The sequence below is a fragment of the Ignavibacteria bacterium genome (assembly GCA_017303675.1).
Taxonomy (GTDB): domain Bacteria; phylum Bacteroidota; class Ignavibacteria; order Tepidaquicellales; family OLB5; genus OLB5.
The window spans coordinates 1,899,612-1,923,259 of sequence record JAFLBX010000001.1 but is presented as its reverse complement, the minus strand read 5'-3'; the positions used below and the strand labels follow the sequence as shown (position 1 = coordinate 1,923,259).

26 protein-coding genes are annotated in these 23,648 nt (G+C 38.8%); 15 read left to right on the top strand and 11 right to left on the bottom strand.

Annotation, left to right across the window (positions count from 1 at the left end; translation table 11 throughout):
- Window positions 1-56: 56 nt before the first annotated feature.
- The 5 genes from J0M37_08585 (at window position 57) to J0M37_08565 (ending at window position 3,450) form a co-directional block, all read left to right on the top strand.
- A complete protein-coding gene (locus tag J0M37_08585; GenBank protein MBN8585139.1) occupies window positions 57-614 on the top strand; it encodes a hypothetical protein in 558 nt (185 codons plus the stop codon).
- Between the two features lie 112 nt (window positions 615-726).
- Entirely contained in the window at window positions 727-1,239 is a 513-nt protein-coding gene (locus J0M37_08580) for a hypothetical protein (GenBank protein MBN8585138.1), read from the top strand.
- Between the two features lie 47 nt (window positions 1,240-1,286).
- Window positions 1,287-1,478, top strand: a complete 192-nt coding sequence (locus tag J0M37_08575) for a hypothetical protein (protein ID MBN8585137.1) — start codon at window positions 1,287-1,289, stop codon at window positions 1,476-1,478.
- Window positions 1,479-1,489: 11 nt separating this feature from the next.
- Window positions 1,490-2,047, top strand: a complete 558-nt coding sequence (locus J0M37_08570) for a hypothetical protein (GenBank protein MBN8585136.1) — start codon at window positions 1,490-1,492, stop codon at window positions 2,045-2,047.
- On the top strand, window positions 2,047-3,450 hold the full coding sequence (locus J0M37_08565) for a hypothetical protein (protein ID MBN8585135.1): 1,404 nt from the start codon (window positions 2,047-2,049) through the stop codon (window positions 3,448-3,450). The genes J0M37_08570 and J0M37_08565 overlap by 1 nt, the downstream gene beginning before the upstream one ends.
- On the opposite strand, the gene J0M37_08560 is transcribed toward J0M37_08565, so the two are convergent.
- Complete coding sequence (locus tag J0M37_08560) at window positions 3,440-3,886, bottom strand: hypothetical protein (GenBank protein MBN8585134.1); 447 nt, start codon at window positions 3,884-3,886, stop codon at window positions 3,440-3,442. The genes J0M37_08565 and J0M37_08560 overlap by 11 nt on opposite strands.
- A gap of 92 nt (window positions 3,887-3,978) precedes the next feature.
- Here J0M37_08560 and J0M37_08555 point away from each other — a divergent pair, with 92 nt between their 5' ends.
- The 8 genes from J0M37_08555 (at window position 3,979) to J0M37_08520 (ending at window position 10,750) form a co-directional block, all read left to right on the top strand.
- Entirely contained in the window at window positions 3,979-4,512 is a 534-nt protein-coding gene (locus J0M37_08555; protein MBN8585133.1) for a hypothetical protein, read from the top strand.
- A gap of 127 nt (window positions 4,513-4,639) precedes the next feature.
- A complete protein-coding gene (locus tag J0M37_08550) occupies window positions 4,640-5,983 on the top strand; it encodes a hypothetical protein (GenBank protein MBN8585132.1) in 1,344 nt (447 codons plus the stop codon).
- A 155-nt stretch (window positions 5,984-6,138) separates the two neighbouring features.
- Window positions 6,139-6,372, top strand: a complete 234-nt coding sequence (locus tag J0M37_08545) for a hypothetical protein (GenBank protein ID MBN8585131.1) — start codon at window positions 6,139-6,141, stop codon at window positions 6,370-6,372.
- Window positions 6,373-6,403: 31 nt separating this feature from the next.
- Entirely contained in the window at window positions 6,404-6,724 is a 321-nt protein-coding gene (locus J0M37_08540; protein ID MBN8585130.1) for a hypothetical protein, read from the top strand.
- 52 nt (window positions 6,725-6,776) lie between these two features.
- On the top strand, window positions 6,777-6,989 hold the full coding sequence (locus J0M37_08535) for a hypothetical protein (GenBank protein ID MBN8585129.1): 213 nt from the start codon (window positions 6,777-6,779) through the stop codon (window positions 6,987-6,989).
- Between the two features lie 285 nt (window positions 6,990-7,274).
- Entirely contained in the window at window positions 7,275-7,907 is a 633-nt protein-coding gene (locus tag J0M37_08530; protein ID MBN8585128.1) for a hypothetical protein, read from the top strand.
- A gap of 151 nt (window positions 7,908-8,058) precedes the next feature.
- Window positions 8,059-9,348: a T9SS type A sorting domain-containing protein gene (locus J0M37_08525; protein ID MBN8585127.1), complete on the top strand. Its 1,290-nt coding sequence runs from the start codon at window positions 8,059-8,061 to the stop codon at window positions 9,346-9,348.
- A gap of 184 nt (window positions 9,349-9,532) precedes the next feature.
- Window positions 9,533-10,750 (top strand): hypothetical protein, encoded by a 1,218-nt coding sequence (locus J0M37_08520; protein ID MBN8585126.1) that lies wholly within the window; start codon window positions 9,533-9,535, stop codon window positions 10,748-10,750.
- Between the two features lie 93 nt (window positions 10,751-10,843).
- Here J0M37_08520 and J0M37_08515 read toward each other — a convergent pair whose 3' ends face one another.
- The 9 genes from J0M37_08515 to J0M37_08475 form a co-directional block, all read right to left on the bottom strand.
- Window positions 10,844-12,034, bottom strand: coding sequence for a T9SS type A sorting domain-containing protein (locus J0M37_08515; GenBank protein ID MBN8585125.1), 1,191 nt, complete (start codon window positions 12,032-12,034; stop codon window positions 10,844-10,846).
- Between the two features lie 195 nt (window positions 12,035-12,229).
- The gene (locus tag J0M37_08510) at window positions 12,230-14,107 is read right to left on the bottom strand and encodes an Omp28-related outer membrane protein (GenBank protein MBN8585124.1); all 1,878 of its coding nucleotides are present in this window, start codon (window positions 14,105-14,107) and stop codon (window positions 12,230-12,232) included.
- Between the two features lie 149 nt (window positions 14,108-14,256).
- Window positions 14,257-14,661: an OsmC family protein gene (locus J0M37_08505; protein ID MBN8585123.1), complete on the bottom strand. Its 405-nt coding sequence runs from the start codon at window positions 14,659-14,661 to the stop codon at window positions 14,257-14,259.
- Window positions 14,662-14,796: 135 nt separating this feature from the next.
- Window positions 14,797-15,216 (bottom strand): winged helix DNA-binding protein, encoded by a 420-nt coding sequence (locus J0M37_08500; GenBank protein MBN8585122.1) that lies wholly within the window; start codon window positions 15,214-15,216, stop codon window positions 14,797-14,799.
- A gap of 90 nt (window positions 15,217-15,306) precedes the next feature.
- Complete coding sequence (locus J0M37_08495; GenBank protein MBN8585121.1) at window positions 15,307-17,019, bottom strand: cytochrome c3 family protein; 1,713 nt, start codon at window positions 17,017-17,019, stop codon at window positions 15,307-15,309.
- A 199-nt stretch (window positions 17,020-17,218) separates the two neighbouring features.
- Window positions 17,219-18,415, bottom strand: coding sequence for a YeeE/YedE family protein (locus J0M37_08490; GenBank protein MBN8585120.1), 1,197 nt, complete (start codon window positions 18,413-18,415; stop codon window positions 17,219-17,221).
- An 11-nt stretch (window positions 18,416-18,426) separates the two neighbouring features.
- The gene (locus tag J0M37_08485) at window positions 18,427-18,963 is read right to left on the bottom strand and encodes a YeeE/YedE family protein (GenBank protein MBN8585119.1); all 537 of its coding nucleotides are present in this window, start codon (window positions 18,961-18,963) and stop codon (window positions 18,427-18,429) included.
- A 21-nt stretch (window positions 18,964-18,984) separates the two neighbouring features.
- The gene (locus J0M37_08480; GenBank protein ID MBN8585118.1) at window positions 18,985-20,421 is read right to left on the bottom strand and encodes a tetrathionate reductase family octaheme c-type cytochrome; all 1,437 of its coding nucleotides are present in this window, start codon (window positions 20,419-20,421) and stop codon (window positions 18,985-18,987) included.
- 73 nt (window positions 20,422-20,494) lie between these two features.
- The gene (locus tag J0M37_08475) at window positions 20,495-21,997 is read right to left on the bottom strand and encodes an outer membrane protein transport protein (protein ID MBN8585117.1); all 1,503 of its coding nucleotides are present in this window, start codon (window positions 21,995-21,997) and stop codon (window positions 20,495-20,497) included.
- Window positions 21,998-22,451: 454 nt separating this feature from the next.
- Between J0M37_08475 and trxA the strand changes: the two genes are divergently transcribed.
- Both trxA and J0M37_08465 read left to right on the top strand, forming a co-directional pair.
- Window positions 22,452-22,805, top strand: a complete 354-nt coding sequence (trxA, locus tag J0M37_08470) for a thioredoxin (GenBank protein MBN8585116.1) — start codon at window positions 22,452-22,454, stop codon at window positions 22,803-22,805.
- Window positions 22,806-22,848: 43 nt separating this feature from the next.
- Window positions 22,849-23,064, top strand: coding sequence for a hypothetical protein (locus J0M37_08465; protein MBN8585115.1), 216 nt, complete (start codon window positions 22,849-22,851; stop codon window positions 23,062-23,064).
- A 181-nt stretch (window positions 23,065-23,245) separates the two neighbouring features.
- On the opposite strand, the gene J0M37_08460 is transcribed toward J0M37_08465, so the two are convergent.
- On the bottom strand, window positions 23,246-23,575 hold the full coding sequence (locus tag J0M37_08460) for a cupin domain-containing protein (GenBank protein MBN8585114.1): 330 nt from the start codon (window positions 23,573-23,575) through the stop codon (window positions 23,246-23,248).
- Window positions 23,576-23,648 lie beyond the last annotated feature (73 nt).

The window sequence follows — 23,648 nt, the reverse complement described above, 5'->3', positions numbered from 1 at the left end:
ATTGAAGAAAATGAATAAATAATTATTAATACTATAAACTTTAACTATAAAAAATCATGTCAAGAGCATTAAGGGATAAAGGCGGTAACCAGCTTGTAATAATTGAATATGATGAAGAGCTGGGCCTGCCCGGAACAATTACAAACGGAGTAAACGCGTTGAACTGCGGATTAATATTCGAATCGGCAGTTGATATTGAAACCAAAACAGAAAAATTCAAAGCTGAAGACGGCAGAACATACGGTCAGGATGAAGAGTATGAAGGCAAAACAACCGGAGTGCTGATGGAAACATCAAAGCTGCTGGCAGATTACCTGGCGTTTGGCACAAGAGGTAAACTTCACCTTGAAATTAAATACGAAGGCATCAAAGGCGGCAAGCACCAGGAAATATTTAAGATTGCAGATGTTACACCGCAAATGAGCTTTAAAACTCCCGGCGGTACAAAAGCAATGAAATATGAATCAGTTTCTGTTATTCAGCCTTTACCGGTGATAATTTCACCGGCTGATATAACAGCAATAGAAGCAGCTCTGGGAGTTAACATCAGGACAACAGGACCGGTTACTATTCCACCTGAGCAGGAGCATGTAATAGTGGAAACAGAGGTGTAGGTTAAAAGTGACAGGTTACAGACTGCAGGATTTGGAATATCAGAATTTGAATTGTTGATTTCGGATTAAAAAAAAACAATGAATAAACTTAGTAATTGAAAAATTTACATATATGAAAAATATTTTTGAATTTAACGGGAAGAAATACAGGCTTAGGAACTTTGATCTTGACCTGCTTCACAGAACCTCTCCCCTTTTAATAAAATACAGGGAGCTTCATCATAAATATACATGCAATATTGATACAACAGCACTTGACGAAGCAGAAAATGAATTAAATATCATCAATGAAGCGATTGATGAAATGGATGAAAATAAAACTACTGATATAACTGCAAAAAACAAGCTTCAGGAAAGATATAATCAAGCTGAAGCGAAGCTTCAAACTCCCCAATTTAAAACACTGAGGCAGTATGTATCAGATATGGAAGCACTTGCCCTGTATGAAATAATTACTGATTCAGTGTTTATAGCTGAGCTGTTTAACAGGATGCTATTGCCTGCAGAGGCGGATGATAGGGTAAATTTTACGGCTGAAGAACTTAAAGCCGGGGATGCCCTTGAATTTATAAGGAAGGTGATCAGCAGTTTTTTTTTGATCTTGCCGGCTCTAAACGGGAAATAGATAATTTTTTAAACAGCTTTAAGCTTCAAAACGAATTATTAATTCCTTTGCCTGAAAAATTTGAAATACCTGATGAACAATTATATAATTTTATGATATGGTCACTTGCAAAATATTACGGGCTTTCGCCGGGCAAAGCAGCAAAGCTGCGGGAAATTGATTTCTGGCATACGTTAAAATTTGAAGAGCTTGAGCAGGCTAAGAATCTTTTCTTCTTAAAACTAAAACAGGAAAACTAACAAAAATTAAAATGCAATTTACATCAGCTGAAATAAATGAACTTACTTCAGGATTGAACAGGTTTATAAATGACCTTAACCGGAAATTTTCAGGAAGCTTAAACCCTGTTAATCATGAAAATATTTCCGTTGGAAAGTTTTTATCCGTGAACGATAAGCCGATTAATGCTGTATATGAGATAACGGGTTATTTTGAACAAATGCTGGGATTTACAAAAAATATGATGTCCAATATGGGTGTAATGGATTCCGGTTTTGCAAAAACCGTTCAGCTTATTGTTCAATTATTAGGTTCAATAACCGGTTCAGGTACTGGAAGCGGAATCTTCGGCGGATTGCTTGGAGTTATCGGAGGAATATTTGGGGGTCCGTTAGGCGCTGCTGCCGGAACAGGTATAGGGACACTTTTGGGCAGTACTTCAGGTAGGGTTAACTCACAATCGATGCAGTTACATCCGCAATCACCCCAAATGATAAACCAGGTAATTATCAAAAATCCGGTTACCTTTACAAAAGCATTCGATGTTGAAGTAAGAACGCGGAGCCTTAGAGGAGGAATTGACCTGTAATGCCTGTATATATAAAAAAATTCCGCGGCAGCAATTACTTTGCTCAAAGGGAATTTATTGATTCCTTAAAGCTCGAACATATTCCAACAGATGGTTTGCCGGTATTCAGGTTTGAAACTGAAGACCCGGCGGAAGCCGGGACATTCAGGGCTGGTGATTTTGACCTGAATATTTCCCTGCTTCAGCAGGAAAGATCAAATGCAGGTAAAAATATCAGGGAATTTTTTCTTGGGGAAGAGCGTGATTTTTACTTTCTTGTTATACTGCAGTTCGGGCAGCAAAGCTTTTGCGGTATATCACAGCAGTCACACGTGCAGGCTGATTATACGTACTCTCAAAACCGCTGGTTTGTTAAGCTGACGTGCAAAGATATATTAATGGAGTGGGCAAAACGCTGCGAAGCAGCGGCTAATTCAACTATAAACTTTGCGAACGGCGAGCAGCTTACATTTGAAGAATATATCCTAAGGCATTTTGAGGGACTTACATCGGGAACGGTAACTATAAGCCTGCCGCAAAAAACTTATCTTGAGCGGCTTAGGGAATTATACAGCAATATACAGTGGTGTTACGCACTCGGTGATTACAGGAATTTTATCACAGGGCAGGATAATATCAGCCGCTGGGAAACCTTTAAAGAACTTGCCAAAGGGTTGGGATTCAATTTTGAGATGTTCATAAATCCCGGAACTGAAGAACTGAATGAACCGGAATTCATTTTTAACATTTTTTTTATTACTGATCTTGCCGGGCAGGAAGCGGTAGAGCCTGAGATCATTGAGATAAGTGAATCAATAGGCGCTCCCAGGCTTGAATGGCTGTTTCTGAAATACAGAAGCTTTGTACTGCCCGAAGGCGAATACAGTGACGGAATATTCTTTAACAAAGATACTGTATACCAGAGTGATACTAATCACGGTGATGGCGAAACGCTTTTCCCCACCTGCGCATTAACCTTCAGCGGTAAACGGCTCAGTTACATTAATTCAAACCAGGTTACAGAAAAAACCGTTATGAAGGATATTGATTTTAAAGATTTTGGATTGAAGTTGTATGGGTATGAGTTTACACCGAGTATACCGATTGGAAAATTATTTCCTTTAGTTGAAGCCTTAAATGGAGGGTTAGCTTATTCAAGGATAATAAATTGTGCAAGATATCATAATGGTGCTCCTGACCTTTACGATTTTGTTGCTGTACAAGAAAATTCAATTTTAAACTATTCGATGTATAATTATCATTCACGGTCAATATATATATTAAGGATTAAATTAAATAATCATGATATTATAAAATTATGGAAGACAATAAGTTTAAAAAATAATCAAGTCTATATGATTACGTCTATTTATAATCTGGATTTAGAAAATAATATAATGGAAATTGAAATCTCTAAATTTTAATTACTTTAATATTCTTTAGTTTCATGAAATATTGCAAATTATTAGTTCGGTTTAATTGAATTAAAATTGAAAGTGTAAATGTATTTGAAGCTGATATATAAATTGTATGATTATTATTCAAAGAAGAGATATTGTTATTTGAAGTATCTTTATAAACTATATTGCTATCACCAGCGATTATCCTAAATAATGCAAAACTGTTAACGGAATCAGCATTGGTTTGGCAATTAAAATCAATTTTTATTGAAGGTGAATTTAATATATCAAATAATGTATCATTAATAACAATACTACTATTCAAATATATACTCAAGCTATCCATTGAAAAGATCACAGTTTCGCCATTACCTGTATTACCGTTATTTGTAGTGGAATCGCTGCCGCAGCCGAAGAGATAAATGAAAGAAACTGTAAAACAAATGATTAAAAATTTCATAAAGTAATAAATTAGTTAACGCAAAAATAACTATAACCTTAAAAATTTTCAATTAAAATAAATCTTTTAACAAACCCTATATATAAAATAATATGAGTATAATAAACGGCTGCGGCCGGCCTGTTGTTAAGCTGGTATCAGCGGACCCGGAGCTTGAAACTGAGATCACATTAACTTTGCCGCTTACAAATTCACAGGGATTAACTGAAACTTATGAAGTAAAAAAGATATCCCATGAGCTGATAAGCCTTGATCCCGCTCAACCGCAGATAATCAACGCCCAACGAATAATAGGCTACATGATAACTTTTACGCTTAATTATAACCGCTGGATAACAGGCAGAACTTTGTATGAAAGCTTCAAAAAAATATTTGATGCGGCAAAAGCTGGATGGAAGATAATCCTTCAGCCGCGTGATGATGCGCCGTGGCGGGAGTTTGAAGTGATTCTTGCAAATGAAACCCTTGAGCTTGGACTGAACAAAGGCGGAGCCTTTGCCCGGTCGCACAGGCTGCCGGTGCTGATATTCCGCTCAGCAAGGCTTGAGCCCGATCTTAAATGGTTCCCCCCGCAATATGAAAATCCGGGCGGCGGTACGATCTTACCAATTGAAGGTGGAGAATAATAATTAATAATTACACCTATAAACCGTGAACTATCATCTTTAAACTTTAAACTATCAATTATAAACTATCAACTGTAAACTATCAACTATCAACTATAAACTTAAACTATCAACTAAATCACTCTTTATGAAAAAATTACTTTTAATTCTTACAATTATTATGCTTGTGCAGATACCGCTATCTGCTCAATTTACATCCCTGCCGATAAGGCTTGTCACATCATCAGGCACGCCGTTAACCGGCGAAGCTGGTAATATAGAATTTACAAAATACCCGCATAACTACCCTGCGGATAAGATAAGCGGTATTACCGTAAATGAAATTGGCACAGCAGGCAACTACGTTGCCAAAGGATTCAGTGAATTCCGTTATGTTAAGCTGTGGCTTGGGGGAATTGAACAAACCTGGTTCGATAGCGTACTAACAGGCAATATTTTTAGTTACCTAAACAGCAATTATGTAACTCTTGGCACTACACAAACTATTACAGGAAGCAAAAACACCACAGGGAACTGGAGCGCATCATCAACAGGCAACTGGCTTTACAGCGGAAGCGGAACTACCAACACATTTTATAGGCCATATATCATAAATTCCTCTCCCTGGTACAGCGATCTCTCACAGATACCCGGAACAGGAATGCTTTTCAGAAGCGCCGGTGATTCATTATACCTTAAGCGTGAATTTGTTTATTACAGCGAAAGCGAGAACAGGCTTTACTTCAACACTCCTGGAACTTTGGGGACATTCAGAATTGCAAAACGCGGGAACGGCCAGCTGTTTGAAATGAATCCCGCCCAATTTACCTGGTCACCCGTAACCGGGCTGAACCTGAATTCAGCAGTATTGAACCAGGACAGCATTGCCGCTAAAATTTTTACGGGGCTTAAGGATTCTACCTGGTTTTCACTTGGTGAACCGCTCAGCAAATACAGAACATTAAGCCTCAGAAAGCCTTTCTGGAATAATCCACTGCCCTACCCTGACTGGAAGTGGTATTATACATCTGTAAGTGAAACAGGAGTAATTTCCGCAAAGGATAGCTTTACTGTTATGAATCATGCTGATATGACCTATGATGAAACGCCGTTTGAGATCTTTGCAGATGCATTGTGGAATGATTGTGATACAATAACTCTGCCGATCCGGGGATTGTATCATATTACATATAACTGCAATGTGATATTCCCCTACACTGAAGTGGCAGGTATTTTTGCCAGGGATTCGATCACAATGCGAATGGTTAATGAGCTGAGTGTGGATATTCCCGCATCATATCTTGAAGAATTCAGGGAATTTTACGACGGCACAAGGTATTACCCTGAATCACATGTTAAAAGCAGGACATTTACTCTTTTCAATCCTTTGCCCGGCACAAAATATTATTTACAGGTTAAAGGCGTGCTGAATTCAGGTTTAATAAACATTGCTGTAACGAAGCCGCAGATAACTTATATGCTGGTGAGATGATATACGTCAAACGTGAAATGTGAAACGTGAAACGTTAAATATCAAAGGTGATCCCGCAAAGCAGAAACGCGGGACTGCAGAAAGCGCAGAATGTGAAACAGCAATTGTTAATCGTTACTGATGATAATTAATTTAAATTCAAATAAGGAAATAAAATGGAAATTTTTAATAACACTTACGTAGCTGAAATTCTGAAATGGCTGCTGCTGCTTTCGGCGGGAATGATCCTGCAGCAGCTTCGCAGGATTTTAAAGCGGCTTACGCTTGTTGAGTATAAGCTCCATGCCGCGGATTACGCCCTCGAAAAGAGCTTTAAGAACGGGTATGAAATTCACCGTGACGCAAAACTAAGAGAACTGCTTAAAACTGACAGCTTTATTAATAAGTAAAGAGCGAAATATAAATTTAAAGGAGGTTAAAATGGAATTAACAACATCAGCGGTATCAATAAACATTCACAGGGAAACAGATGTACTTGGCTTAGCCAGGGCTGAGAAGAAAAAAAGCTACTGGCAGCGGGTAACTAAAGGCGAGCTTCCCCTGCCTGCCGGGCTTACGCCTGTATATGCTGAGGACCGTTTTATTTACTGGCTGAAACAGGCTGAAAAATACAAAGAAAGGATCGAAAAACATGTAAAGGAATTTGAAAAGATAAAAGATCCAATTGGATTTTTAAGCTGGATCTCAGGTGTGGTTGAAACTATCAGAAGCATTATTAACCTGATAACAAATTTAAAATAATGAAAAATAAATTAAACTAATTAATAATATTCTAATTTTATAAAAAACACTTATGATAAAAATAATGGAAGAAATATTCGGAGCTAACTGGAGAACAACCCTCTGGGGTGGCATTATGACATTAGCTCTGGCAATTAACCAAGCTCCCACAATAATAAATTTTCTGCCCGATAGTGCCGAAGTATGGATAAGAGGAATTTCAGGTTTGCTAGTAGTTGCATCAGGGATAAAATTTGCTGCAGCTGCGCGTGATAAAGCTGCGTAAAAGCTGTGTCACTCTTCGATTCCGCTCAGAGTGACAATGTATATATTCTGCCTTTGGGCTGCCGAAAAATCTTTCTTTAGCAGAAAGATCTCACAGTCCTTACAAATATTAAATTACAGCAGTAATTATATTTTGGACCCCTGTTTTTATTTAAAACAGGCACACACCAAATTAACTTACATGAACATATCTATAACTTCATTTAAGCCCAAAGGCGGATATTTATTTTACAACAATTGTACTGGAAACATCATTTTATAAATTCTCAGACGGGGGTTTTAGCATATGAGCCGGATCAACAAAGAACACTTTATAAATAATTACCACAGGCATTTCGGGAAAAAACTGACTGAAGCAAGGAAGAATAATATATTTATCATAACAGATGCATTTGCTTTGGATGAAAACATGAAAAGTCTGAGATGGCTGGCATATATTTTAGCAACTGCCATGCATGAATCCAATGATACATTTGCGCCTGTATCCGAAGGCTACTGGATAAAACCGGAAAGCAAAAGGATAACGGCACTTTATAATTATTACAGAAAGAATAATCCCGCTGCTTTGAAGACAATTTTCCCTAACGGCAGATCAGGCACTGCATATTATGGCAGAGGCAGGGTGGTTCAGCTGACGCATGATTTTAACTACAGGCTGGCATCACTGAAGATTTATAAGGATGAGAGGTTATTCCGGGAGCCTGATATGATTATCAGAGATGCAGCATGCGATCTGGCTGTAACTTTCCGTGGAATACTTGAAGGATGGTTCACCGGTTACAGGCTTGAGCAGTTTTTCCCTTTGGGAAGCAATAAAGCCAATTGGCGCTCAGCGCGGAAAATGATAAACGGCCTTGATAAAGCTAATTTAATAGCCGGGTATGCAATGAAGTTTTATGATTTGCTGGAGTGGGAGTGAATTTGATATAAAAATAAATCCTGATAATTTCCACTGCAATATTACATAAAAACTATGTTGTAGTTTATAATAGTAACTACATTTTGGTTCCTTTCCCCTTGAATTTTTCCGCTGTAATTATCAAATTAAGGCAACCATAAACCATCAAGCCATGAAAAAACTTCATCCGTTTATTTCATTTCTTTTAGCAGCAATTCTGCTGCTTGTAACAGCCGAAACATATAGCCAGAACTGCAATTACTCCTGGCAGGTACAAAGCTCGGGAGTTTCTAACCAGCTAATATGCGTAAAAGCTGTTAATAATATGATAGCATGGGTAGGCGGCGCAAGCGCAATTGTGCGCCGAACAACTGATGGCGGCAATACATGGGTAAATGCAAATCCCAATACAGGTGTGGTAAACGGTATGGTAAACTGCATAGATGCGATTGATGGAAATACCGCTATAATTTCCACAACAACAGGCGGCAACAGCTTTATATACAGAACTACAAACGGCGGTATGAACTGGGTTAATGTGCATGCAGCACAAACAGTATTTTTCGGGTTAAAAATGACCGATGCCCAGAACGGGTTTGCTTTCGGTGACCCGGTTTCAAACATCTGGCAAATGCTTACCACAACCAACGGAGGAGTAAACTGGTCACTTTCACCGAATGCGCCGCAAAGATTAAGTAACATTGAAACATGCCTTCCAAACAGCTTCCAGGTATCACTGCCAAATATTTGGTGGGGCACCAGCATAACAACAGTTTACCGCTCAACCAACAGCGGCTTAAATTTTACTTCCCATGAAGCTAATGTAACAGGTATCTATATTCTTGCACTGCATTACAATCAAAACGGTATTGGTATCTCTGCAAGTACAACAATGTCCAAATCAACCAATGGAGGTATGAATTACACCGCTCTCCCCGCTCCCGGTGCTGGTAATATCGAAGCAATACAGGGAGAAGGTGAAAACTTCTGGTTCATTCGCGGAACTGGAATTTACAGCTCAACCAATTCAGGTAGCTCATGGCAGCTGGAGCATACTGCCGCACAAACATTGGTCCACATGGATTTCCCCGACGGGCAAACCGGGTGCCAGACAGGCTGGGCTGTTGGATACGGCGGAGTTATCAGCAAGCTGATATCTTCAGTTACCGGTATTAATATTCTGAACAATGAAACGCCTGTAAATTACAGTCTCAGCCAGAACTATCCCAACCCGTTCAATCCCGGAACAATAATAGATTTTTCACTCCCTGCCGGCGCTTATACTGAATTAAAAGTTTACGATATTTTGGGAAATGAAATTTCAGCACCCGTAATGCAGCAGCTGAAAGCGGGAAATTATTCTGTAAATATTGATCTCAGCAGCAAAGCTGCAGGTGTATATTTTTATACTTTAAGCTCAGGTAATTTTATTCAAACCAAAAGAATGCTGCTTGTAAAGTAAATAATTATTTTATGCAGGTTTCGGGATTTTTTAATCATTCCCGGAACCTGTTTTTTTTATACAATCTTTAAACTACCTTTAAACCCTATAATAAATATTAAAACAATACTTGATTTATTTGGATTATTCGTTTAAACTTATGCTGTCTGGAACATATCCGAACAAAATTGGTTATACTAATATTATGATAAACTCACTATTTAAGTTCAGCTTTGCGGTTTTGATCTTAACCCTGGGCATTTCATTGAATGCACAGCCCCAAAATGATATACTGCTTAAAAATTCTGAAAGATCAGTAATTTCACAAAACAGGATAAAATCAAAAAGTGTCATTGAATACCGTTATTCAAAAGAGCTTGATGGAGTTCTTGCCGATAGCGGGTATAAATCCTTTTATTTTGCTTATGATGACAGAGGCAATATGACTGAATATTCCAAATACCATGTGTTCACTGATCTTACAGTTAAGGAATTTTATCAATACGGCAAAAATGACAGGATAGTTCAGACAAACCGTTACAATTCCAAAAATGATATTATTGAAATGATAAGCTATAAGTATAATAAAAAGAACGGGCAGCTAAAAAGCGAGCTTCATGAAGCTTATTATAATTCAGTAAGGGTTGGAGTATATTTTACAATTTTAGCAAGTGTGATGGAAAACGAGCTCTTCGGCAGAGTACAGGATGAGCTTGCAATCGAGCCCAGGCTTGAGAGTTATACTATTATAGTTAATATTACAGATCCTGAAGAACAGAACCAGTATATTGTAATTGGAGATCAAAACGACCCTTCGAGTCCCCGTTACTGGTGGAGCCAGTTAAGCATGGCTACACAAAAAGAGCTGCTTGCATACCAGGGACCCAACAGAAAAGAGCATGAGTACGTAAGTAAGTTCATAAATGAAGTTAAGTTCAGTTATGATAAATCCGGCAATCTTACCAAACGCGAAGTTTACAATACTTCAGGAAATATGATAGAAAAGGAATCATACAAATATGATGCAGCAGGCAGGAAAATTTCATATACAAAGTATAATGAAAATGATAAGCCTGTAAGTATGGAAACATACAGCTATGACGGCTCCGGCAGGCTGATAGAATCAGCAGGTGTAGAGCCGGGCGGAAGTATAACCGGCAGGCTTAGCATGAGCTATGATGAAAACGGCAATGTGAAGGAAAAGATATGGTATAACAGGTTTGGCGAAATTAACGGAAAGTATGTTTATGTATATGAAGGCTCACAGCTTAAGCAAGAGATCAAGTACAGGGGCGAGAGTGAAAAAGAAAATCACAGTACATTTACTTATAACGATAAGGGTATATTAACCGAAATTATCAGGTATGATATAAATGATAAAAAAGATAAGCTGGTAAAGTATGTTTATGAATATTATAAATAACTGAAAAAGCAAAAGTAAAAAAGCAAAAATGATGTTAAATTTGAAACGATAAAAAACACATTTTTGCTTTTTGCTTTTTTATTTTTGACTGTTTTATTTCAATAATATCATCTTTTTGGTTTCTCTGAATTCCCCTGCAGTTAATGTATATAAGTAAACACCGCTTGGCTGGTTCGCTGCATTCCAAACAGCTTCGTAACTGCCGGGCTGGAGCTGCGCGTTAACAAGAGTTGCTGCTTCCCTGCCGAGAAGATCATAGATAGTCAGTTTAACCAACACACCCTGTCCGCTTCCGGCGGACACCCCTTTTAAAAGGGGAATTTGATAGTTTATTTTTGTGGCTGGGTTAAATGGATTCGGATAATTCTGACCGAGAGAAAAATTTTCAGGGATTGTGCCCTGGTTGCCTGATATACCTATTACGTTGCCAAAAGTGAATGTTGCGTAAACAGGAATATGATCACTGGAATAATGAATAGCATCGGCTACTGAATCAGCCACAGCAGTATTGGGCCTTCGGTTTATGGAATCGTTGTAATGATTACCGTCGTTGCCGTAAGCGGTCATAGTGCCGGGCACATAAGCTATCCTGCCCGCATTAAAAATACCTGGTGACATCAATATCATATCGAAGCGGTCATCCATTCCTCCTGTAGAGCCGCCGCCAAATCCCCTGGTGCGTGGTGACTGTGTATGATTCTGCCTGTAAACGAATTGGTTCCATGAACCGGTCATATTAACAGCATCCATAAAATGTCCGTTTCCGCTGGTCACCTGTTTCAGTTTTATATATGCAGGTTCATAATCCCCATAAATATTAAAATCACCTGCAACCATGTAAAATGAATTTGCTAGAATTGAAGCAGTAAATTTCCGAAGGCTGTCAACTTCAGCAGCTCTGAGATTTTCATTTGTAACTCCGCTGCTGGATTTCAGGTGAACAGAGAATATTCGAAGTGTATCCGCAGGGTAACTGATATGAACTATCCTGAACTCATTTATATCGCGTAATGCAGTTCTGATGCGGGTATTGCTGATGAAACGGAACTTTGAAGTCCGGTAAAAAATACCGTTATCAGTATCAGTGCCGTCAATGAAGGTTCCCATCGAATATACACTGCCGTACGCATTCATAACATTATTCAAAAAACCGCTCATTCCAGAGGCGCTTGTCATTTCCTGTACAACCAGTATATCGGGATTCGAAGTTTTAATTACTGTTCTGAAATAGGGATTCCTGATCGCTGAATCTATATCCGGGTAGTTCAGCAGATTATAGGTCATTATTCTAGCATTATCCTGGCATAAACCGGATACTGTTAAAAGTAACAGTAATATAAAAAATATTCTCTTCAAACTGTTTAATTTAATTGAATGGCAATAATAACATACATATATATCAAATTAAATGTAAATAGTATAAATAAAAAAGCCTCTAAAAACTAATTCAGAGGCTTTAAGTTTAGCACAATTCTTATATTATTTCACCAGAATCATCTTCTTTGTTTGTGTAAAATCAGGTGTGCTTAACGTATAATAATATACGCCGCTTGCAAAGTTAGAAGCGTCTATATCAGCATTATACATTCCGGCATTTACAAATGCATCAAGATAGGTTCCCATTAACTGTCCAACGGCATTATAAACCTTGAAAGTAGCATGAGTACTTTTGGGAATTGAAAAATGCACATTGGTAACAGGATTGAACGGGTTGGGGTAATTCTGCGAAAGCTCATATTTATCGGGAATATTTGTCCCCTGCTGATTTATACCGGTTACAGTAAATGTTGAAGAAATTCCCTGCTGAACCTCTGATACATTTAATGAGCCGTTATCTTTATAGATAAATATATCAAATTCACAGTTACCAGGGATCCATGCTGCATCGAGTGTGGTTGTAAATGTTAAAGGATAAACCTGGTTCTGGTTCCATGTACCGGTATTTACATTCTCACCGTTTGCATTGTTTATCATATTCCTTACAACATCATAATGCACTGCTGTAGAATTTCCCGCGCAGTAACTGTTGCCCGTCTGCGGCCACACCAGGTTATTTTCTTTGATAACATAATTAACCTTATACTGTCCGCTTAAAGTTGTTAAAGCGGTTGCTGTTGCATTTACTGTAAGCTGCCTTGTACCAACATTATAATTAGAGCTTGTTACGGTAATATTTACTGTTGCTCCGGGATTTTGCGCCAAACGGTTTTCTGAATCTGTGAACATTGAGCCCCAGCCGTTATTTGCTCCTAAACGCCTGTCTACCAGTCCTGAAGGATAACCTGCAAATCCCAATAGACCGATTATTCCGTTGCCGTTAAAGTTCTTCCAAGGATCAGATCCCGAACCGTGATATGCCAATATTACGCTGTTTGGATATGTAACTGAAAGATGGTGAGCTTCATCATCGCCGCAGGGACACCACTGGCACCATGTGCCTGTGCAGAACTCCAGTACTACATTTCTTGGCGCCGTAGTAACTACAAGTGTATTTGAAATCGTATCATTTGAAGTATTCTGGTCTGATCCCAGTGTTGTATAACACGTCATTGTGTAATTACCGACTGAAGCAAAATTAAACCCCGTAAAATTTACTGTCTGAACCTGTCCGGCTGCAAGATTTGTAACACTTTGTGTATTTGTATAACCGCCGGGATTAATTGTTATAGTAACGCTAAATGACTGGGTTGTGCTTCCGTAATTCCTTACTGAAACCTGCGGTGCCGCATTCTGCGGGGTGATTCCCCATTTTGGACTTATTATGCTGCTTAATCCGGCATCATTTGAATACGGAACGCCAACCCTTATATTATCCAGGTACAGGTTATTTCCGTAAGCTGTAACACCTGTAAACTTAACTTTGTTGGTACCCACCGGCAAAGCGTTTCTTTTTGTTGCCCATTGCCCTGCTGTTGGCACAAACAGATCATATGTAGGGTTAGCCGTTTTTAAAGGTCCAGCATTTCCGCCAAGGTAACTTATAAGCAGTGTCCATGTTGAACCATTATTGGTTGAATAATATATATCCAGCCTGTCATTTTCAGCTGCGCCGCATGTGTATGCATGATCAAATAACAGTGAATCTCCTGAAGTAGTTGCAGGAAAAGTTCTTGATATCAGGTCAAAATTTCCGGACTGGTAATCATAAAAATCTGCCATTGCGCAAGAAAGCCCGCTGCCATAGCCGCTTGCGTATGTTGTCCTGATAAAATTATAATTCGATGTGTTCGCTACTGTCCATCCTGCCGGCGGAAATGATGTGTTCTCAAAATCAGCAAGCATATATACAGTACCTGACGAATAAATAAATGAAGTAAACAATAATAGGATAGTTAAAGCTGTAAATAGTTTCTTCATGGCTTTTGATTTATTAATGTATTGTTAAATTTAGTAATTATAACACATTATTTTTAAATTTAAAACTTAATTTATAATTCAATTACTAACTTAAAAGAGTTATAAAAAAACCGCCCTTTACCGGCGGTTATTTTGGTTTTATTATCTTATTAAACTAATTCGCTAATATTTGCTTTAACTTCAATTTCGGGGGGATTCAATAAATGTTTTTTAACTGCGCATAAATTAGCAACATTTATAACTGCATCTTTATATTTAACGGGGAAAGATTCAGGAAGCTCGATATCCAGCTTAATTTTACCAATGAGCCCTTTCTCAAAATCATATTCCATAGACTGAATAATCCGGATATCCTCAGTGGGGATTCCGCGCTGGCTGCAGAATGATTTTACATAAATTCCTGCGCAGGTACCAATTGAAGCAAGGAACAGGTCAAATGGCGCCGGGGCAGAACCTTTTCCGCCGGCTTCAACGGGCTGATCGGTTTTAATAGTTATTCCGTTATAACGGGCATTTACTTTTTTCCCGTCTTCAAAAAAAATTTCCATTTTCATATTTATTACCTTTATTAAATTTATTCAGATTAATTCCTGATACTTATAATACAAATATAATAAATTTAGTTGTCATTAGCAACTATATTATAAAATCACTCCGACATATATTACTGCTGTTTTATAACAGGCTAATCAGTTTGGCGTAATTATTTCAGAGATCTTATGAAGTGTTTTTGTAAAATTATGAAGCTCATCAGCAGGGACGTTCTTTAAGATGGCTCTTTCGCATTCGCTCATAACAGCGTTGATACGTTTTATTGCGTTTTGGCCTTTAGAAGTAAGCTTTACATTATATATCCTTTTATCATCTTCACCTTTAGCTTCAGTTAAATAACCGTGCTCAATCAGCTTATCAATTACTCTGCTTCCGCGTGATTTTGAAAGACCCATCATGTTTGACATCTGCATGCATGATTTAACTTCTCCCGGATTTATCGAGAGCAGCCCGCGATACTCAGAAGGAGAAAGCTTAAGCTCTTCACGGATACTTTCTTCCTTTGCCTGGCAGGTGAATTTAAGCTCAAATATCAGCTCTACAATACCTTTATTCATATATTTATATGTTGTTACAGGCAACTTAACTAAAATTATTTACATTTTCAATAATCTCATCCCTTAATAATCTTAACACTGCCTTATTTATCAGTGGAAACCCTGCCCTAATATAGAATAAAATATCAGTACTGCCAGAACAGTACCGGTTAACACAGCCAATAGCCCGAATACCCTTAATGCAATATCAAGATACAGCGGTGTTGGTTTTTTAACTTCATATTTTTCTGCGGTTTTCTCTTCATTATACCGTTTCCACTGCTCTCCTCTTTCATGTACCATTTCCCTTTCTGTAACCTGGCCGTTGAATATCACAAAATCCATTGGAAATTTTTCCACTCTCAAATGTGTATTAAAAAAGTGTACCGTAAAAATGAATCCAACAGCAAGCAGAGCTTCATCTGAGTGTATTATTGTTGCAAGGTTAAATATCCAGCCGGGCAAAAACGAGCTGAAAAATTCAGGGAACCAGAGAACTAAACCGCTTGAGCCGATAATTGCAACGCCCCAGAACACTGCCAGGAAGTCAAATTTTTCCCAGTATGTCCATCGTTCAAATGATGGCTTGGGACCGCGGAAGAAGAACCAGCGGAACATTGCTTTTATATCATTGATATCTTTTCGGTTAATAAAAAGTGAATCTGGTCCGAAAAGTCTCTTTAAAAACGAAGCTTTGGAATGCTTTTTTGAGAACAAAAAGCGTATGCTCATAAACAGTGTTACAAAGAAATACACGAAAGTAACAATAGCTGCAATCCTGTGAATTATCCCTGCACTGCTTATACCTCCCAGGTAATCCATAAGTGTTTTACCCCAGCCGGTATAATTGAACTTTAAAGGCAAACCTGTTAAGGCAAGAGCAAGAAAGCTTGTTACTACAAACAGGTGCAAAGTAATGTGAACCGGCCTGAAACGCCTGTAAACTTTATGTTTTATTCTGCGATCTGCAATATCATTCCCGCCTGAAAAATCTTCCGCGTTCCTGTTTCGTTTCTTTTCTATATAGCCCCTTATAACCCAAAGTAATGAATGAACCCAGAAGAAAAGAAATGTGCCGGCGAGCAGTGAGTTCATAAATATTGTTACCCAGTACAGCAAAGGATATTTTTCACTGTTACCTGTATCAGCATGAGCAATGAATTTTGAAAAACCGTCACCGGCATTAACATGACACTGTTTGCAGGTATTGGTTAAATTAACTGCATTAACTGTCGAGTTTGAATCATTTGCCGGAAGTATGCTGTGAGAGCTGTGGCAATCAGCGCATCCGGCAACTTTTTCAGGGTAGCCGAGCCTGATATTTTTTCCGTGGTAGCTTTCAAAATAAGATTTCGGGGCAATGGTTGTAACATTGCTGCGTTTCATCATTTCTGCATCTGCATGGCATTTCATGCAAGTCTGCGTGTGGAAAGTCCTGCCCTGCGAAACATTATCAATTCGGCTGATTGCATGTTTATTGTGGCAGTCAGTGCAGCCGGGAGCATCTTTGCTTCCGCTTTCTAACGCTATGAAGTGTACCGATTTGAAAAAAACCGATTCATTTTCATGGCAGCTGCTGCAAAGTTTTGAAGATGCGATCTTATTATTCTTTATCGAAGTTATCTTATGAATATCGGAATGGCATTTGGAACATGTTACAGGCAGCCTTGCGGAATTATGCACGCTTGTTTCGTGCTCCTTTGCAACAGAGCTGTGGCAGCTTGTACAGTTTGAAGGCTTAAACGATACAATACATGTATTTTTACCGGCTGTAAGCTTATCAACGGGTTTTGTTTCATCCTTTTGATGGCATGCTGTACACATTAAGGAACTGTGAACGGACTTATTATAAAGATCAGCGGATATATTCTTCTGGTGGCATTGCATACATTCATTATTGGTAAATGTGCTGCCATTATTATTCTGCCCAAAAGTGTAATTTGCAGCTAAGCTGAAAATTACCGGTAAAAGAGTTAATTTAGTAACGTAAATAAAATTTTCATAGTATCAATAATTTTTTTGTTTAGCTGCAAAGTCCGCCTGAACGTTTTTTAGTGCTGATCTTGATTTTTGGTGTATATGCATCCTTCGGAAAAAGCTTTAGGACTTCTGCCGGAGGTGATGAAATGTTTATTGATTTTCCTGAAATGGATTTTCCGTCAAATAATTTATTCCAGTCCCTTAACCCGTTTTCGAGGATGTAAACATTGTTCACACCCTGAACCTTCAAATACTTCCATGCCTGCACTGAAACGGAATCTTCATCTGCAATCAGCACAACTACACCCTGCGCCGGAAGTTGCGCCAATGGAGCTATAAAATCTGGTTTCAGCATATCTTCAGGCTTAACACTCTCAGCTCCAGAAAGGTGGAATTTACCGAATTCCTCCGGTGTACGAAGATCTAGCGTAACCAGCTTTATAGCAGCTTCATTATACGTTTTTACATATTCCAGCGGGTGAATAAAGACATCTCGTGATGCAAGCTGGCTACCGTATTTGCCTTCCATCAGGCTCCATTTTCTCACAGGGTCAGGCTGGCCTATCAGCCATATAATTGCTGCTGCAGCAACCATGGCAGCAGCGCCGGCAGTATAGGAGCGTTTTGAAATTTTCCATGACCATTTCTTTCCGGAGTTTTTATTCCTGAAAAATTCTTCTGTTTTTTCTGCGCCGTAAAACATCATTATTGCCATCAGAACAACAGCAAACAAAGTTGCGCCTATTGACCATCCAAGCCAGTCAGAAAGCAGGTATCTTTCGGTAAAAGAAGAGTTCCAGAAATCACTGAATGCAGGAAGTGACTCACCGAAAATTCCTGCACCAAGTATAGTTCCCGTCAGGAAAAACATTCCATCTATCTTAAGGCTGGCTGCTGAAACTACTGATGTGCCCGGGCAGTAACCACCAACTATAAATCCAACACCCATGATTAATCCCCCAACAATACCCGGCCATAAAAATGTCTGGGTTACTGATATTTGGGAAAAATCAAGAATACCGATTGCTGAAGACATAAAAATTAAAACTGCAGCAACAACAATTCCGGTAAACATAGTTTTCAGTACTGTCATATCCTTTAAATAGAACTGTGCCGCAAGCCGCCTTGAATCTCCGAATCCGGCAAGCTCAAGTGATACACCAAACCCTATGCCTATCAGAACAAAAACGGCGTATCCCCAGAATTTTCCCAGTAAAGCAATTACATCTATTGGTAACATGATTATCTTTGTTATATTGATTTATTTGGTTCAGTCCACAGCCTGCGGACAAAGTAAGCTACGGCATAGCCGCCTATAAAAACACTGAACATAAAAGCCCAGCTGCCCAGCGATAGTACTGCGCCGCCTGAGAGTGCCTGCCCTGAAGTGCAGCCGCGTGCAAATCTTGCGCCGTAGCCCATTATAATGCCGCCTATCAGAGCGAAGATAAGGCGCTGCAAGTTGGAGATCTGCGGGCCTTTGAAAATTTCAGGCTTAAACCTGCCGTTTATCAGCGCGGATATCATTCCACCGGCAAATGTGCCTATTAAAAGAAATACACTTGGATGGTCAAGCGCATTTGTATCACCCGCTCCCATTAAAGCGAACGTGCTTACCATATCAACATGTGCCTGTGAAAATAATTTTGTAATGGCAACATGTATGCGGCTTATCGCACCTGATGCGCCCAGGCCGCTGTGCGTTAAAGCATAAGCGCTGAATAATACCACACCCAAAATTGCGCCTGCAAAATATGGATTTTTATATGGCTTTGGTTTATTTTTCATAGCTGTAATAAATTGAAAAGTTTATTTACCGGGTCCCTGAAGCGGGTCATTTTTATATCCAAGCTCTGCCCAGTTCAAACGGCCGCCTTTGGAATGGCAATCTGTACAGGTTAATGCGTTCTTACCAGTCGTTACCATATGTGTGATAGGCCAGTACATTTTTGTTTTTGTAAAACCGTACTTTCCGCTGTATGGCAGATTGTTTAATTTGGCTCCCGTTGAAATTGCATATGCCCAGTCAAATTTTGTCCAGTAGCCGCCTTCTCCGCTGGTAATCGGGGGGATTATAATATTATTAACTTCATCATAAGGCTGTGTTGCGTGGTGAACTTTGAACGGCCATATCTTGGCATTTTTATCTTCACGTGATCCCAATGGGTGATTCATATTATGCTCTTCTTCTCCATCCAGCTTATCACCAATTACGTACCTGTCCATTTTTCCGTTGAACCATGTATAAGTAGGTATTACGCCCTCTTCATACACAAATTCACCTTTAATTTTAAGATATTCATGCGGACTATCTACCCTGGTTGAGTCACCCGCTTTTGACCAGTCCCATATCATCTTTGTTGGCAGCTTTTTTGCAAACTCCGGTATATGGCAAGTCTGGCATGCAACCCTTGCAGTATGTTTATTCAGCCTTGGGTCTTTATGCGGCTGCTCTGTATGGCATTTTTCACAGTTGAAACGTGATGCATTGGTTTTTTCTGTATATGTTGTATTTACTTTGCCTGATATCACATGGTTTTGGGTAGTATGGCAATCAACACACTGGAAGTTTAGCTTGCCCATATGGAAATCAAGCTCTTTATTTGCGTTTAAAAGTGATTCATCAAGGTCGCCGTGTTTTACACCCATACCGCCGCCGCCGCTGAAATGGCATATACCGCAGTTTTCGCGTGTTGGACGGTGAACGCTTCCTGCAACCAATCGCAGATCAACATTTTTATTCGGCATGCCAAGCTTTGTTTTTGAATATGTACCTGAGCCGTCATGGCATACCAAACAGTCAACATTTTCTTCTTTGGTGAAATCATAATTTGCATCACTCCACCCATATCCCGCATGGCAGGTAACGCATGAACCCCAGTTACCTACAACGCTGATGCAGAAATTATTAACCTGGTTCTTTTTTCCAAGCGGAATATTTTTTCCGTTCCTTTCAACATCACCGCTGATCCAGGTCCAGTGAGCGGTTTTCATAACTTCGCTTCCGCTGTTGGGATGGCACTCAAGGCATCTGCGTGTCACTTTTTGGGGGGAATCAATTGAATCCTTAAAATATGCGCTGTGATCCAAATGAGGAATTACCCGGCCCTCAAGGGGATTTACCTTTTTTGGAACCGGGTTATAATCTGAACGGGAATCTTTATTGCATGAGCTTGCCGTTACCAGCAATATCAAAGCCAGTCCGAAATATATTAATAAATAGCCTGTAGTTTTAAATTTTGTCATAATATATTCAAAGTGAAATTTAACTGATCAATTAATACTCTGATAATTTTCCGTTCGCTAATGCTTCTTTTTTTTAATACTTCCAGGTCAGTGATAAATGGAACAGCATTGTTTCAAGCGATGAAGTGCTGCTGCTGTATTCAGATGCCACTGTACTCGGATTTGAAGCTGTAAGCTCTTTTTTCAGAGCCATTTCATATGCAAAGTTCACAGCGAACTTAGGTGAAAAGTTAAGTGTTCCGCCTGCCATTATATGGTTTTCTACAATTGCCGGGAAAACCGGGAACACTGTTGATTCAGGAACCGGGTTGGTGCCGTATGTATAGCCTAAACGCATTGTGAACATTTTGGATATATCATATTCTCCGCCTGCGTGGATAATGTATGAATCCTTCCATTCCAGCGGGAAGTTAAGTGAAAATGAACCCGTATTGCCCATCATTCTGTTGATATTAGCATTCTGGCCGCCTGTCATGCTTAGCTCCATTTTCTCAAATGCTTTTTTCCAGTTAAGCCATTCAAAGTCCATACCAAAGCGGAATTTTTTGTTCGGGGCTGCATAGGAAAATCCGAACGATATCTGCTGAGGCATTGAAAGCTTGTTCTCAAGATCATATGTTGCTTTTGCACCCAGTGAAAGATCAATTCCCATCTGTGAAAAAGCGTTCATTGCTGAATCCATTGCCTGCTGCTGTGTTATACCGGGGTAATTGGTCATATATCCTGTTACAACCCTTCCGAATGCATCATTCATCTGGTAAGTCATATCCATATCAGCTTTGCCGTTCTTGTAAGTAAGATCGACCGGAAGTGTATAGCTTAAACCGAGCGAGAACATATCGTTTACTTTATATGCGAGTCCAATTTTACCGCCGAACCCTATCGCTGTCAGATCGCTCATTTTTGCGTAAGCGGTTACTTCGCTGTAACCAAGTCCGCCCTGGCTCTGCGGAGCAGAGAACATCTGACCGAATGTCATACCGGTTTGTGGATTAACAACACCTTTAAGCTCGTTAGGTGAAAGGCTGTAAGGCATACGGAAATCCATCATGCTGTAATACATATGAGCTGATATACCTGCTGAGAAATTTTTGCTCAATTTATATGATACAGAGGGTCCGCCCTGCATTACTGCGTATTTGGAATAATATTCCTGCTGCACATAATTCCCTGCCTGGTCTTTGAATAACTGGTGATTTAATTTAAAATCTGAACCCATACCTCCGTTCGTGAAGAAACCAAGCCCTAGAGTTAATTTCGATTTTTTTGGAGTAAAAGTAACGCCCAATGAAGGAAGCGGGTAAGTGTTGGAATTTCCTTCAGCGGTATTAATTGTATTTGTAAACTTCAGCTTCGGCATCATCATAGAAAAATCCGCTTCCAGCATGTTTTCTTTTAGAAAAGAAATACCTGCGGGATTTGTCATAAGAAGGCTTGTGTTATCAAAAAAACCGGTTGATACGCCTCCCCTGCCTGTTGTTTTGGCATCAAAACCAATGAGCCTTGTGCCGTTTTGCGAGTAAATTCCTGATATAAGTATGACGGATAAAAGTAATAAACCTGTAATTTTCTTCATAATTTTCGATCTTTTATTATTTTTCATTTAATTGCCATTAGCAACTATACAAAAATAACAACAGTTAACGGCGATAAAATATGATTTACTTCACCATAAAATATGATTTTTGTCATTTTGTTGCCTATGGCAACTTACTATCCTTATTCTGCTGGCTTGACTTTGGGAACTTTTTGTATTAAGTTGCTATTAGCAACTATAAAAGATCAGGAATTTAACCGATTCTATTATGAAAATAAGAAAAAATATTATCAGTCTTTTAGTTTTAAGCGGAATCTTCGCTGCCCTGCTGGTTTCATGCGGAAAAAAAGATAACAGTTCAGTTTATAATAACAGCAATTTGCAGCAAAAACCGGTAAAAACGGAACAATCACCAAATAATAATGTTAATAATAGTAACACAACCGGAAGCAGAAATAACAATACAGAAAATAATAAAAAAGGAAGCACTAAAATGGTACATTTAACAGCAGCAGAATTCAAACAAAAGGTATTTAACTACGAAACAGAAAAAGAATGGAAATTCACAGGTGATAAGCCCGTAATAATAGATTTTTATGCTGACTGGTGCGGTCCTTGCAAAATGGTTGCACCTGTTTTAGAAGAGTTATCAAAGGAATATGACGGTAAGGTACAGATATATAAAGTAGATACCGAAGAAGAGCAGGAGCTCGCACAGGTATTCGGCATTCGCAGCATTCCTTCAATATTATTCATACCTATGGATGGTAAGCCCCAAATGACTATGGGCGCACTGCCGAAGGAAAGCTTTGTTCAGGCTATTAGCGAAGTCCTGAAAGTGAATTAACACTTTGGATCTTTACCGGTGAAATATTAAATTGCAGGAAATTATGATAAAAAATAAATATTTAAAGCTCGGTTTATACGCGCTATCTGGCGCATTGATTGGATATGCATATTACTATTATGTAGGATGTTCAAACGGCTGCCCGCTGAGCTCTAACTGGTATATTACAACAGGCTACGGGTTTGCATCGGGAATATTACTTGCATTGCCGCCTAAGAAAAAAACTGAAAGCAATGAAAATAACGCATCACAGAACTAAACAGCATAGCATTCATCATATACTTTACAACAAAAAAACCTGTATAAAATACAGGTTTTTTTATTTACCTCATTATTAGTTTAATTGTGGAATCCCGTTTTTCCAACTACTATTTTAATTGACTCCAAAACTAACTAATCAAATTCGGGAAATTTGTGAAATTCGTAGTTAAATTTTTTTATCATTCTGATTTAATCATAACAAGCACCATTTTAAATGCCGTGATAGCTTTTAGCGAATGCGGTTCCCCTGCCGGCATAATTATCGCATCACCAGCCTGAAGAATATTTTGGTTACCTGAAATTATCACTTCCACTTCGCCATCTAATACATGAACATAAGCGTCAAAAGGCGCTGTATGTTCGCTTAGACCTTCGCCTTTATCAAATGCAAACAGCGTTATGTTGCCTGATCTTTTCTTAAGCAATACTTTGCTTACTACTGCCCCTTGCTGGTATTGTGCAGTTGAAAATAAATTTATCTTTTCAGAATTTTTGTTAAGTTCACTCATATAATTTGTATTTATTTATATACAAAAATAACTAACATTCAGGTAAATACATTTGATTTAAGTCAATAAAAAA